General features: G+C 34.1%; 14 protein-coding genes and 1 other RNA gene. 13 read left to right on the top strand and 2 right to left on the bottom strand.

What is annotated here, in order from left to right:
- Window positions 1-724: 724 nt before the first annotated feature.
- The gene (gene glmU / locus LA754_RS00825; protein ID WP_077188522.1) at window positions 725-2,017 is read right to left on the bottom strand and encodes a bifunctional UDP-N-acetylglucosamine diphosphorylase/glucosamine-1-phosphate N-acetyltransferase GlmU; all 1,293 of its coding nucleotides are present in this window, start codon (window positions 2,015-2,017) and stop codon (window positions 725-727) included.
- On the bottom strand, window positions 2,018-3,061 hold the full coding sequence (pheS, locus tag LA754_RS00820; protein ID WP_457923649.1) for a phenylalanine--tRNA ligase subunit alpha: 1,044 nt from the start codon (window positions 3,059-3,061) through the stop codon (window positions 2,018-2,020).
- 146 nt (window positions 3,062-3,207) lie between these two features.
- On the opposite strand from pheS, the gene LA754_RS00815 reads away from it, so the two are divergent.
- The 13 genes from LA754_RS00815 (at window position 3,208) to LA754_RS00755 (ending at window position 12,625) form a co-directional block, all read left to right on the top strand.
- Window positions 3,208-4,923, top strand: coding sequence for a hypothetical protein (locus tag LA754_RS00815; protein ID WP_077188520.1), 1,716 nt, complete (start codon window positions 3,208-3,210; stop codon window positions 4,921-4,923).
- A gap of 181 nt (window positions 4,924-5,104) precedes the next feature.
- On the top strand, window positions 5,105-5,701 hold the full coding sequence (locus LA754_RS00810) for a riboflavin synthase (protein WP_077188519.1): 597 nt from the start codon (window positions 5,105-5,107) through the stop codon (window positions 5,699-5,701).
- Window positions 5,702-5,758: 57 nt separating this feature from the next.
- The gene (locus LA754_RS00805; protein ID WP_006279411.1) at window positions 5,759-6,349 is read left to right on the top strand and encodes a CvpA family protein; all 591 of its coding nucleotides are present in this window, start codon (window positions 5,759-5,761) and stop codon (window positions 6,347-6,349) included.
- Window positions 6,350-6,473: 124 nt separating this feature from the next.
- Window positions 6,474-6,803: a transfer-messenger RNA gene (ssrA, locus tag LA754_RS00800) on the top strand.
- Window positions 6,804-6,826: 23 nt separating this feature from the next.
- Complete coding sequence (locus LA754_RS00795) at window positions 6,827-7,264, top strand: ClpXP protease specificity-enhancing factor SspB (protein ID WP_006279412.1); 438 nt, start codon at window positions 6,827-6,829, stop codon at window positions 7,262-7,264.
- A 200-nt stretch (window positions 7,265-7,464) separates the two neighbouring features.
- On the top strand, window positions 7,465-7,683 hold the full coding sequence (locus LA754_RS00790) for a hypothetical protein (RefSeq protein WP_006279413.1): 219 nt from the start codon (window positions 7,465-7,467) through the stop codon (window positions 7,681-7,683).
- The gene (locus tag LA754_RS00785; protein WP_306700832.1) at window positions 7,664-7,957 is read left to right on the top strand and encodes a type II toxin-antitoxin system RelE family toxin; all 294 of its coding nucleotides are present in this window, start codon (window positions 7,664-7,666) and stop codon (window positions 7,955-7,957) included. Before LA754_RS00790 ends, LA754_RS00785 begins: the two co-directional genes overlap by 20 nt.
- A gap of 97 nt (window positions 7,958-8,054) precedes the next feature.
- Window positions 8,055-8,276, top strand: a complete 222-nt coding sequence (locus tag LA754_RS00780; RefSeq protein WP_006279415.1) for a hypothetical protein — start codon at window positions 8,055-8,057, stop codon at window positions 8,274-8,276.
- Window positions 8,267-8,542 carry a type II toxin-antitoxin system RelE family toxin gene (locus LA754_RS00775; RefSeq protein ID WP_015588829.1) on the top strand — a complete coding sequence of 92 codons (276 nt, stop codon included), beginning with the start codon at window positions 8,267-8,269 and terminating at the stop codon, window positions 8,540-8,542. The genes LA754_RS00780 and LA754_RS00775 overlap by 10 nt, the downstream gene beginning before the upstream one ends.
- Window positions 8,543-8,713: 171 nt before the next feature.
- The gene (locus LA754_RS00770; RefSeq protein ID WP_006279515.1) at window positions 8,714-8,992 is read left to right on the top strand and encodes a YggT family protein; all 279 of its coding nucleotides are present in this window, start codon (window positions 8,714-8,716) and stop codon (window positions 8,990-8,992) included.
- Entirely contained in the window at window positions 8,993-11,116 is a 2,124-nt protein-coding gene (locus LA754_RS00765; RefSeq protein ID WP_006279516.1) for an FtsK/SpoIIIE family DNA translocase, read from the top strand.
- A 154-nt stretch (window positions 11,117-11,270) separates the two neighbouring features.
- On the top strand, window positions 11,271-11,816 hold the full coding sequence (locus LA754_RS00760) for a hypothetical protein (RefSeq protein ID WP_006279517.1): 546 nt from the start codon (window positions 11,271-11,273) through the stop codon (window positions 11,814-11,816).
- A gap of 188 nt (window positions 11,817-12,004) precedes the next feature.
- Window positions 12,005-12,625: a TRP75-related protein gene (locus tag LA754_RS00755; protein ID WP_006279518.1), complete on the top strand. Its 621-nt coding sequence runs from the start codon at window positions 12,005-12,007 to the stop codon at window positions 12,623-12,625.
- Window positions 12,626-12,635 lie beyond the last annotated feature (10 nt).

Genomic DNA, 12,635 nt, shown 5'->3' with positions numbered 1-12,635 from the left:
ACCCTACTTAACCGTCATACCGCGATTCATTCGCGGTATCTCTTAACATAGATCCCTTACTTAACCGTCATACCTTAACATAGATCCCGCTAACACGTAGCGGGATACTATCTACACCGTCATACCGCCGCGGTATCTCTAGATCCCGCTGGGATGACGATTGTCGTTTAGCCATAAATATTAAGGAATTTACCAAATAAAAAAAAAGGCAAAAGAAACCCTGGGGTTATTATCCGCTTTAAAATATTGGCGTTTTTTATGTTTTAAACGCTTGACAAGCGAAATTCAGCTGCTTTTAATTGCAACTAACCTACGCTGCAAGTGTTTAAGAAATTTACTAAGCAGAAAAAAAGACAAAGGACCCCCGAGTTAGCTAGTCTTTTACTATCTCTGTCGAGTATTGGCATTTTTTGATGTCTTGTAACGCTTTATAAGCGCGTTCAGCTTATTTAGATAAAAATCTAGATGTAGATGAAGTTTTGTAAAGACATACAGTATCTATATACTGCAAAAAATTAAACATAAGACGCCGATACATTAAGTAATCCTTACCTTTTAATCTGCAGATTGGCGAAAGCAAATACAATAGCTTCACTGTTATGATAAGGGGGCTGGCGGAGTTTGTCAAGGAAGTTTTTTTGTTTCTATTCCCAATAAAAGTTTGTTATATGGTTACGCAAGAAGTCTAATATTAAAAATGACACAACAACATAATTAAATTAGACTACTTTATTCTCTTAGTTACTTGCTTTTCTCTTGCTATTGCAAGGCTTTTTTCTGGTACATCCTCAACTATAACACTACCTGCTGCAATTACAGATTCATCATGAATATTAAGCGGCGCAATTAGTGAGCTATTGGCGCCAACAAAGCAATTGCTCCCTATATTCGTTTCATGTTTATTTTTCCCATCATAATTACAAACAATAGTGCCTGCTCCTATATTACTCTCCTGCCCTACTTTAGCATTTCCTATATAACTTAAGTGTTTTATTCTAGTGTTTTGACCAACTTCACTTGTTTTCACTTCCACAAAATTTCCTATTTTTGCCTTATTACCAATTGTTGTGTTTCCGCGTATTCTGGTAAATGGACCGACCTCAGCATTACTTTTAATTAAGCAGTTTTCTAAATGCGAAAATGGCAGTATTTTCGCACCAGACTCTATTTTCACTCCAGTACCGAAAAAAACATATGGGTAAATAACTGAATCTCTGGCAATTTGCGTATCAAGAGAAAAGAAAACAGTCTCTGGTGCAACAAGCGTTACTCCGGAGTCGGTAAAAACTTTTCTTTTATTTTCTTGAAAGTAAAATTCAGCTTTTATAAGGTCATTTCTGTTATTTATTCCCGTTGCTTCTTCTCCACCGGTAATAACGTAACCGACATTTAAATTACTCTTCACTGCAATGGAAACTATATCGGTCAAGTAATATTCATGAGTTGAGCTATTGCACTCTATTTTCTCCACCAATTCACGTAAATTCTTTGCACATGCAACCATTATTCCAGCATTTGCAAGAAATTCTTCATGATTATTTTTATCACTCTTTGCTTCTACGATTTCTCTTAAGGAACCATTCTCAATAATTAACCTACCGTATTCTTTATTGCTTGTCCTAAAACCTAGGCAAACTAGAGCCTTGCCTTCTAAATAACTAATCATTTTAGTTATTGTGCTGCTTTTTATGAGCGGAGTATCCCCATACTGCACAACAACTATGCTTGAATCTGGCAATTCTCTTAGGTTTCTCATCGCAGTTTTGACCGCATCTCCCGTACCAAGTGTTAATTCTTGTGTAATTAACTGTATATCCTTAAAGCACTTTAGTCTTTCAATTAAAGGCAGATCAACTACAACAGCAATATTTTCAGGATTTAACTGTTTTGCATTGTAAATGACATGCTGAAGCATGGAAAAATTGCCTATTTCGTGCAGAACCTTAGGCAAATCTGAATTCATCCGCCTGCCATGCCCGGCAGCAAGTATGATAAAAGTATGAGCTTTATTTATCACTTATCTTAAAGATGAAAAATGAAAACCATAATGATCAAGCCAACTGATTTTGTTATCGTAAAAGCTTCTTAGGTCGCTGATTTGATATTTTAGCATCGCAAGCCTTTCTATACCAATGCCAAACGCAAAACCGTTGTATTTAGTATGGTCTATTCCAACATTTTGAAAGACATTTGGATGCACCATACCACATCCAAGCACTTCTATCCATTTACTACCTTTATAACTTATGTCCACTTCCGCAGAGGGTTCAGTAAAAGGAAAAAAACTATTACGAAAACGTATCTTCAGCCCTTTATCTCCAAAAAACTTATTAAGGAAGTGATGAATAGTAAATTTTAACTGGCCCATATTGACGTTTTCATCGACATATAACCCTTCTATCTGGTGAAACATAGGAGTATGAGTTGCATCAAAGTCATTTCTGTATACCCTACCAGGGGCTACTATTTTAATTGGGAATTTTTTTGTTTTTTCCATGGTTCTAATCTGTACAGATGAAGTGTGAGTGCGCAGTACCATTCTTTTATCGTTTATTTTATTCTTTAAGTAGAAGGTATCTTGCTCCTCCCGCGCAGGATGATGACTTGGAGTATTCAGTGCATCAAATACATGAAATTCATCTTCAATATCAGGGCCATCAACTGCTTTAAAACCCATATGTGCAAAAATAAGCTTTACTTCATTTATAACCTTACTGAGTGGATGGACCTTGCCCATTTTTTCTGGTCTAACGGGCAACGTGATATCAACCGCCTCGTCCTGCAATTTAAAGTTAACTTCTTCTGTTTTTAGCACATTTTCCCTATTCATGATAAGATGATCTATCTTATCACGTAAAGCGTTAATCACTGCACCTAAATCACGCTTTTTCTCTGCATTTTCTATCTTTTTTAAGTTATCAAAATACGCTCTAACTACACCCTTTTTTCCCAAATATAATAGCCTAACTTTTTCTAAATCTTGCAAAGAAGAAGCATTCTCAATTTCGGAAACTGCTTTATCTTCAAGTGAAAGTATGTCATCTAATAACTCTTTATTCATCTTAAAAACGCTGGCTTAAACTTTCATTATAGTGAAATTTTAAATATCATCAACAATCCGAAAAATTGCCCTATTCTGATTATTAATTTATTGACTGATTAATCTTTTTTATTTACCTTTGCGTTGATGAATTTGCTGTATCAACTATGCACAACAGTAATACTGAAACTAAGAATAAGTATAAAATAGAGGATTTACCTAAGCTCTTTAAGGAAAAATCCAGAAACATAAGTAAAGCATTTTCTAGCGAAACAATTAAGATCAGTACTATTCGCTCGAGAAGTATTGAAAGTAATATACAAGAATTTTCATTTGAGCTAACAGCAACAGATAAAGACACCTTTAATGTAGGATTATTTCGAATAAACCCTTTAATTGATTTTTTCAAAATCTGCCTTTCCCGGGAAAAAAAATTTACAGCCAACATAAAAGTGCCCAAAGAAAGCAGTGAACTATATAATAACTACTGTAAAACTAACAGTTATAAAACTGTAGAAGAATTCGTAAATAGTGCTCCGCCTCAAATCCTTCTGCAGGGCACAACGATAACGCTACAAACAGACGTTGAAAACATTAACCTGGACAACTTGTACCAAATCGAGTTATTTCTAAATGAAAAGCTACAACATGCAGAAAAAACTGAAAATGAAGACAAAAAAGAACAGAGTGAAACTAACCAAAAAAATGCACAAAATAAACAAATCGTACCAGTTACAGGCCTGTTTGGCTATAATTTAACAAGTAGTAAAAAGCAAGTGATGCGGGTTCCAATAGTTGTTGCTGCAATGCGTGACAATTTTTTTTGGTTTGGATCTTCTTTTCGGCTATCCAATTTTTTTAATACAATACAATTCTTCTTTCAACAGCCACCAAAACTGTCCATACGAAACCAGAGGGCTTTGACTTACCATCCAACACTTCAAGAGACAAAACAGGACAAGGTAACACAAAAAGATGGAATCGACGAAAGAAGAATAGAAGACGTCACAATGCTTATTTCTGATTTCGGTCAAACTACTTCGCACACAGAGTATTTTAAGGCTAACAGAAAAAAGAAGTCAAAAAAGCAGACCAAAGAACTATCAGAGAAAGAAAAACCATTAGCCATAAAACAAGCACAAAATGATGCTAGAGTAGCTATGATAGATAACCAAATTGAGCACAGGGGGAAAAAACTCGATAAAATATTTATTGAAGTGATGAGTGGATACAAAAATCAAGATCCAGAAACATTTTGCAATATTTTCAGCTCAGTATTCAATATTGTTTACTTTCAAGATAAACAATTACATGCAATATTAGAGCCAGGCGAAATATCAGAAGTATTACAGATACTCGAAAGGCCACAACCTCTTAGTAACTCACTTTTAGGTAAAGAATATTTACAAAAACAAGTATATAGAAAAAAAGAGCAATTGCTTAAATTAGTTTCAGGTGTTTATATACAACAACCTTCTCCACAACATGAAAATACTCCTCATAAATCTACAAACCCTTTACCAATTAAAGATCTTTCACCAGCAACAAATGAAGCTAAAACTCTACCACCTACTAACATTACACTCAAATCATCATTAAAAACTGTATTTTCCTCAAAAAAGGCTTATTTTTGTCTATTTATAATAGTAGCATCTGCATCAACACTTTGCTTATGGCATTTTCCGTTAGGAAAAGTGTCAATGTTAAAAGGATTAGTGCCACCAGAAAAAAGAGAAAGTATTGGGCTAGCATTGAACATAGGGTTACCAATATTAACTGCATTATGTGTTCTGAGTTTGGCTTATTTCATATATTCTGAATATTCTATAGAATCTATTGAACAAGTAAGTGAAAACGATCCCCTTTCTCGCGCCTATAGCTAGTGCAGGCTCAGTTTTCCTACGTCATACCGTCACGGTATCTCTAGATCCCGCTAACACGTAGCGGGATGACGAATTTGTCGTTTTTTAAATTGTCGGTAAACCAGAATTACTTTAACTATAACAAAATAGAAATAAGTTGTTGTAAAAAATTTTTCATGGTAAAATTATTTATTTTCACCATATGTTTAAAGGAATTATCACGGATATCGGGACTACAACTGATACTACCACTCACTCCAACTCTGATCAAATTTTCCATATCAAGACACAAAATTTATCCTCTATAAATAAAGGAGATTCAATAGCTTGCTCTGGTGTGTGTTTAACTGTTGTTGATATAATGAGCGATACATTTACAGTCCAAGCATCTCAAGAAACTATGAAGGTTGCTAACTTAAATACGTGGAGAATAGGAAAAAAAATAAATCTCGAACAAGCAATGAGATTAAGTGATAAGATCGATGGCCACCTAGTTCAGGGTCATGTTGACGGGATAGTAAAATTTTTAACAATTAATCAAAATTTAGATTCTCATGAAATCAAACTATCGTGCCCACAAGAATTAATTAAATTTGTTGCAAAAAAAAGCTCCGTTACACTAGATGGGGTTTCCCTCACAGTGAATTCAGTTATTAATCAGGAATTTACAGTAAATATCACTCCCTATACATGGGAAAATACAACTTTTCAGTACAACAAAGTAAATGATTATTTGAATTTAGAAATTGACATGATCGCTAGGTATTTAGATCAATTGATGCAGCATAAATACAATTAATTTTACAACCTTGTTATTTACAACTATTATATCTTGAAAACCATATAGATATAAAACATGCTTTTCGATAGCCTAATTATCTTCATTGTTGTTCTATGCGTAATAATCTCGGTAACTAGAGGCTTTATAAAAGAGCTATGCGCACTAATGTTTCTATTTTTATCGGTCTTTCTGACAGCTAATCACTATGATTTTTTCGCTCCAAATTATAGTAAATATTTTGATTCTAAAGTTACACTAAACATACTTTCTACAATCTCTGTATTTATTATACTTAATCTTATATTCATGATAATAAATAACTGGCTAATGTACATATTATCACCCATAAGGTTGGGGTTTATCGATAGAGTTACTGGAATCTTTCTCGGAGTGCTTAAAGGAATATTGCTCTCTTATGTATTATTTTTTGCTGTGCACTTATATTGCTACACAGTATATGACAAAAAAGAGGGAGAGTATAAAATAGAAGCAGAAGACATATTGCCTAATTGGATAATAAATTCACACTCTTATCAGGCTTTATTTGTGACAGCAGAAGAAGTAATTGACATGTATGTACCAGAGTCGTTGATACTAAAAATAAAAGAGATCGGTGGAGAAATGGCTGATCAAGAAAAACCTAAAAACAATAAAAAAGAAGAGTAAATATTTATTTATAAATATTTTCATTGGGAGTATTCAAAAAGCCATATGTGTCAGGTTAAGAGCACAGAATTTTTTACTGGAAATATTAATTTTGTTTTAGCAATAAATCAACTTAAGGTCATAATATCTTGACATTTATTTAATGTTGCTATATAATGGCTATGTACATTTTGTGTACTATAGCAATAAAATTACCTTGTAATAGGTGTATTGGACCCGAGGGCAGTACTCGGCGCCTCCACCATGTTTTTTAATTATACGGGGGCGATTAAGGATCGACATGCATAGTAAAGATGGTAGCTTTGCTCGGTTAGACACCACCGCTAAGAGTTCATAATTTAAATGCAAACGATAATTTTGCTGCTGAAGAATATCGTGTTGCTGCTTAATTTAGCACAACCAATTTATTACTAAAGCACGGTTCAGGGAACGCCGGGTAACAGAAGTTCCCCCAAAATTTACGTATGTGAAAGTTATATGGAGCAAACAGATTACAAAAAACTGCTTAATTCTGCTAAGTTTCAAGTTATCAAAAAGACTTTAGATGTTATATCAGGTAATGGTTTTATCCCTCACTTAGAAATATTATTTTTCACATATTTTAATGGTGTGACCATGCCAGATCGTTTGAAAAAGTCATACCCTACTCAAATGCTTATTATATTACAGCATCAATTCTATGATTTAAAAGTTTCTGAGGATAAATTTAGCGTCAGTTTGAGTTTTCAAGGAAAACAAGAGCGAATTACTATACCGTTTTTTGCTATTAGTGAGTTTCGTGATAAAATTTCAGGAGATGTTTTAATATTTGACAAAATCAGTATCGACTCTGATAAAGAATACAAAAGTGAAAAATGTACTGAAAAACTATCAAACGGTAGTATTATATCCATAGATCAACTGCGTGATGAGTAACTGCTCATCTTTATAAACAAAAAATATTAATAGAAAAAAGTGGTCTAACTTCAGTAATAGAATAGAGGGTAGATAAATATGCTAAATCTTTAATTATTTATTAACGCAGGTGGCAAAATTTTTCTTACATATCATCAACTTCCTTTATTGAAAAATTCAGAAAAATGTTGTATAATTATTAGTAGACTTTGGTAAAACATATGACAGATTCAGGAATTAGTATAACTTTTGACCCAAAAACTTCACATAACCTTACTAAGTTAGCTGAAATCACCAAGGAATCCGTTCAAGAACTAGCAAAAAGGTTAGTCATCGAAGGAATCGAGTGCGAAGTAGAAGATATTGCGTTATATAAAACTATTAAGGAATGTGAGGATGTAGACTGGAACACAGTACTATCTGAAAGGGAGAGGACATAAACTGAAATACGATATTGTCTACTCAAAAAACTTTACTGAAAGAGATTTTCTAAATCTTCCAAAAACAATAAGATCAAGGATTACAAAAGCGATAAACGAGCGGCTTACAACTGATCCAATTAAATTTGGTAAACCATTACGTGGCAGGCTAAAAGGGTATAGAAGAATAAGGGTTAGTGATTATCGAATTATTTATACTGTAAATATTGCAAAACATAAGGTATTTGTTGCTACAGCAGGACATAGAGACACCATTTATGAGAAGGCTACTTGATAAACATTAAATATATTTTTATACAGCCCTCCTTCCTTTCTTTATTGAAAAATTAAAAAAAATGTTGTATAATTATTAGTGGACTTTGGTAAAACATATGGCAAATTCAGGCATTAACATAGCTCTTAGCGAAGAAACTTTAAAGCATCTTGCTGAATTATCTGAATTTACTAAACAGCCCGTTCAAGAATTAGCAGGAAAACTATTTAGAGAAGCAGTTGAGCTTGAAATGGAGGATTTTTTAGTATCTAAAATTTCTGATGAGCGTGATGTTGAAGGTGCAGAAACAGTTGATTTTGAAGATATTAAGTGGGATTAGAGCGTTACAAGGTTAAGTCTCTAAAGAGTGTTGTTGAAAAAGATTTACCAAACCTTCCAAAGACAATAAGGCTAAGAGTTCAAAAGGCTATAAAAGAACGTCTTACAGTTGACCCAATAAATTTTGGTGAACCACTACATCATAACTTAAAAGGATGTAGAAGGCTAAGAGTTGGTGACTATCGTGTAATTTACAGAGTAAATCAATTAGATCATATAGTAACTATCACAGAGATAGGACATAGAGATGATATTTATAAGAAATAAATACCAACATTAATATATATTATACACCCCTCCTTCCTTGTCCATTCTCTACTTTAGGTGGCTTTGCCCAGCTCAAAAAATGAAGTTTTTTTTGGTTCAGCAAAAACAACATTTTGAGTTTGAAAAGGCTAAATACTTGTCTTTTATATAACTTTCGTGTAATAGATATGTATGCATCCAATCATATATCTACTCAATACGTTACTTGATCTTTATAGCTTCATTCTAATATGTTGGGTTGTCCTAAACTGGCTGGTTAAACTTAATATGGTGAACATATATAATGAAACTGTCAGTAGCATAATGCACATCTTGAACCAATTGACATATCCACCACTAAAGATTATTAGAAGATATATACCACCGTTCAACGGATTAGATTTATCTATAATGATATTGCTAATAACAATTCACTTTGTAAAATATACAGTAGCTTACTACTTTAGGTAGATGTTAAAAAAATATCTAAAATCAGCAATATATCTATCCCTTTTAATATATATATATATGTCAGTTTTTAGCTATAACTATAAAGATCCTTCCTTAAACACGGCTACAAATGAGGAAGTGACAAATTTAGGTGGAATAGTAGGTTCATATTTAGCTGATATATTGGTTCAATTTCTTGGATTAACTAGTGTTACAATAGCTACAACCATAGTTTACTTGTTGATCTTCAGGCCAGCAAAAATACTGCTGAAAATTCTCTATTTAATATTAATCAATTTAGGGGTATGTGCTATATTACCACAACTTTCGCTAGGCATCACAGCAAGGTACAGACACAGTGGAATAATAGGGAATGCACTCGTTAATAACTGCCCGTTTTATGTATTTGTGATAGTAACATTAATAGGTCTTGTAGGATCTGTTGGTTGGAAGAGAACAATTTACTCTCTATTCTTCTTATGTAAAAAAATAGCTTGCTTATTTGTAAATGTTCCATTCTTCAGATCACATAAAACTGCTGAATATTCAGTTGCACCATTAGTAGTAGAAGAAAAACATAAAACTAAAATCACTACTAAACAACAACCAAAAGAAAGACAGAAAAAAGCTACCGAAGAAATTTTTAAACCTTCCAGTGAGTTCGAATTTCCAAGCATTCATTTACTTTCCAAAGCAGAGGAGTCTTTGCAGAGAAAACAGCTGAATGAAATGGAGAGCAATAAAAATTTATCTCTGCTGGAACAAGTCCTGAGTGATTTTGGCGTGCAAGGAAAAATTATCAGTGTATGCTATGGGCCGGTTGTGACTTTATACAAACTTGAACCACAAGCTGGTACGAAATCTGCAAGAGTAATTGGCCTTGCAGATGACATTGCACGTTCGATGAGTGCACTCTCTGCACGTATTTCAATAATTCGTGGGCAAAATGCTATGGGAATAGAGTTGCCGAACAAGGAACGGGAAATTGTAATGCTGCGTGATTTGCTTGAATCACCAGAATACCAAAATGCAAACTTAAATCTTCCAATTGCGCTTGGCAAAGAAATAAGTGGAAAACCAGTTATTGCAGATCTAACTAAAATGCCTCACTTGCTCGTTGCTGGAACCACAGGGTCTGGTAAATCAGTTGCGATTAACACTATGATTCTTTCACTCGTTTATCGATTAAGTCCTGACGAATGCAAGATGATAATGATCGACCCCAAAATGCTTGAGCTTTCAATATATGATGCAATACCACATCTAATAACGCCAGTAGTAACAGAGCCAAAAAAGGCTGTAGTCGCTCTTAAGTGGATAGTGAAAGAAATGGAAAACCGCTATCGCATGATGTCGTATTTGAATGTACGCAATGTTATAAACTATAATCAAAAAATCACAGAAGCGATGAATAGTGGAATAGAATTGGAGCGCGTTGTGCAGATTGGCTTTAACTCAACAACAGGCAAACCTCTGTTTGAAAAAATACCAATCAAGATGGAAACATTTCCATATATTGTAGTGATCGTGGATGAAATGGCAGATTTGATGCTTGTTGCCGGCAAAGAAATAGAGTGCTCTATTCAACGCTTAGCTCAGATGGCTCGTGCTGCAGGAATACACATCATAATGGCAACACAACGCCCATCTGTGGATGTGATCACAGGTGTGATAAAGGCGAACTTTCCAACGAGAATCAGTTTTGCTGTTACTTCTAAGATAGATAGCCGTACAATACTTGGCGAACAAGGGGCTGAACAATTGCTCGGCATGGGTGACATGCTCTATATGGCCTCTGGTGGTAAGATCATTCGAGTTCACGGCCCATTTGTAAGTGATAATGAGGTGCAAGATATAGTTGATCATCTGAAAATGCAAGGTGAGCCAAACTACATGGAGGAAATCACTAAAGAAGATGAAAATTCTTCTACAGAGTCACACGATGAAACGGAGGATGAAGAAAATGACCTCTATAACCAAGCAGTGGCCATCATTCAAAGAGATCAAAAAGTTTCAACCAGTTACATTCAAAGGCAGCTTAGAATAGGCTATAACAGAGCAGCAAACATCGTTGAAAGAATGGAAAAGGAAGGTATTGTCAGCGCTCCAAATTACTCAGGGAAAAGAGAGATATTGGTTGAATAACAATCTTGTAATACCTTAATTTAAGTCTCCGCACTTTCAAAAAGCAAGTCAAACAAAATTATTAAAAGGTCAATACATAATGACAGTTAATTTAATAATAATTTAAACATTGGGAATGTAAAATTATAATATATTAATTAACTAGGGGGTTAAAATGATAAAAGAAATTTTGTGCAATTGGTTAGGTGTAACAGAATTGCACGAAAGTCAAAAAATCGATGCTGAGCAGTTTGAAAAAGTTTTTGGTGCATTAAAAGAATGGCAAGAAGCTCAAAAGATAGATGCTAAACAGTTTGAAGAGGTATTTAGTGCATTAAAAGAATGGCAAGAAGCTCAAAAGATAGATGCTGAGCAGTTTGAAAAAGTTTTTAGTGCATTAGAAGACAAGATTGGTACTGAGCAGTTTCAAGCTATGCAAGAGCACTTAAACGGCCTGCAAGAAAAAGTGGAAACACTTGCAGAGGCAGTAGCAGATCAAGAAAAAACACTACTAATTTGTACCATAGCCACTGCTGTTGCCGTAATAGCGATAACTAGTTTTGTTGCATTCTGTATCTATCAGGGAGTTAAGTGTGAAAGGGAGAAAGAAAAGAACTTGTCTAAAGATACACCAGACGCAAAACTTAATAATGTAGATGCTACCGATGGTACTAAAAAACTACGGAATGACTTAAAAGTTGACAAACATATAGCTGCATAACACTTTTCTTGAAAAGGTGTTACGCAACTTGTAACACCTTCCTCTTCCCTTAGCCTATGTAGATTTTTTGATAGTAAACATATCACTTTTTAGAAAAATATTTGTATTGTAAAGTTAGTAAAGATTCTGGTTTACTTAAAGTTTGTTAATTGCTATCTTTTAAAACACGATATTTACTATAGCACCATATGCTTAGGATTTTTTCTAAAGTTTTGTTTATATTAATGTTTTTGGTTTCTAGCTTTTTTACTGTGCATAGTGCTGGAGCTAAATCTAAGCTCAGTAAGAGATACATACCTCCTGGTAACCCTGGTGGTGCAAACTTTCATACAGATGAGGATTTTGCTGAGTCATATAAACTGTATGAGAAGCGTAGGGAATTGCTCAAGAAAAAAAAGTCACAAGATCGAGCTATAAATAAAGAAGATCTAATAAAAAAATTAAAAGAGAAAAAAATTGCTAGTCTTGATAATGAGCCAAATGACATGGAAGCGTGCATAGTCGACGATGAAGAGAGCGCTATGATAAATCAGCATGGTATTAATATCGCACGTTTAAAGGGTGCTGTATTTATAGATCAAGAGCCAGTTTCTCAGTATGAAAGTAAGCAGCATGAAAGTGAACAACAAGAAGGGAAGAAAGTTACTTCAACACGAGAAAAGAAAGTTTCTCCTATAAATATCACTATAAAAGAAACTCCTTCAAGAAGAACGTGCTCACATGATTCTATTGCTAATTTGGATAACGTAGATGCTTATAGTTTGAATGGTTCAAGTTCGTTTGGCAGCGTAGCTGAGACAGTAAAATAGTATCACAATT

This window comes from Wolbachia endosymbiont of Muscidifurax uniraptor (assembly GCF_054149795.1).
Note: the sequence above shows the minus strand (reverse complement) of the source record. Positions and strands in the feature narration are given on the sequence as shown.

What these genes read in the sequence shown, in the direction of transcription:
- pheS (WP_457923649.1), bottom strand. Translation starts at nt 3,061, where the DNA reads ATGAATAAAGAGTTATTAGATGACATACTTTCACTTGAAGATAAAGCA.
- LA754_RS00770 (WP_006279515.1), top strand. Translation starts at nt 8,714, where the DNA reads ATGCATCCAATCATATATCTACTCAATACGTTACTTGATCTTTATAGC.
- LA754_RS00755 (WP_006279518.1), top strand. Translation starts at nt 12,005, where the DNA reads ATGCTTAGGATTTTTTCTAAAGTTTTGTTTATATTAATGTTTTTGGTT.
- LA754_RS00810 (WP_077188519.1), top strand. Translation starts at nt 5,105, where the DNA reads ATGTTTAAAGGAATTATCACGGATATCGGGACTACAACTGATACTACC.
- LA754_RS00760 (WP_006279517.1), top strand. Translation starts at nt 11,271, where the DNA reads ATGATAAAAGAAATTTTGTGCAATTGGTTAGGTGTAACAGAATTGCAC.
- LA754_RS00780 (WP_006279415.1), top strand. Translation starts at nt 8,055, where the DNA reads ATGGCAAATTCAGGCATTAACATAGCTCTTAGCGAAGAAACTTTAAAG.
- LA754_RS00790 (WP_006279413.1), top strand. Translation starts at nt 7,465, where the DNA reads ATGACAGATTCAGGAATTAGTATAACTTTTGACCCAAAAACTTCACAT.
- LA754_RS00795 (WP_006279412.1), top strand. Translation starts at nt 6,827, where the DNA reads ATGGAGCAAACAGATTACAAAAAACTGCTTAATTCTGCTAAGTTTCAA.
- LA754_RS00765 (WP_006279516.1), top strand. Translation starts at nt 8,993, where the DNA reads ATGTTAAAAAAATATCTAAAATCAGCAATATATCTATCCCTTTTAATA.
- LA754_RS00815 (WP_077188520.1), top strand. Translation starts at nt 3,208, where the DNA reads ATGCACAACAGTAATACTGAAACTAAGAATAAGTATAAAATAGAGGAT.
- LA754_RS00805 (WP_006279411.1), top strand. Translation starts at nt 5,759, where the DNA reads ATGCTTTTCGATAGCCTAATTATCTTCATTGTTGTTCTATGCGTAATA.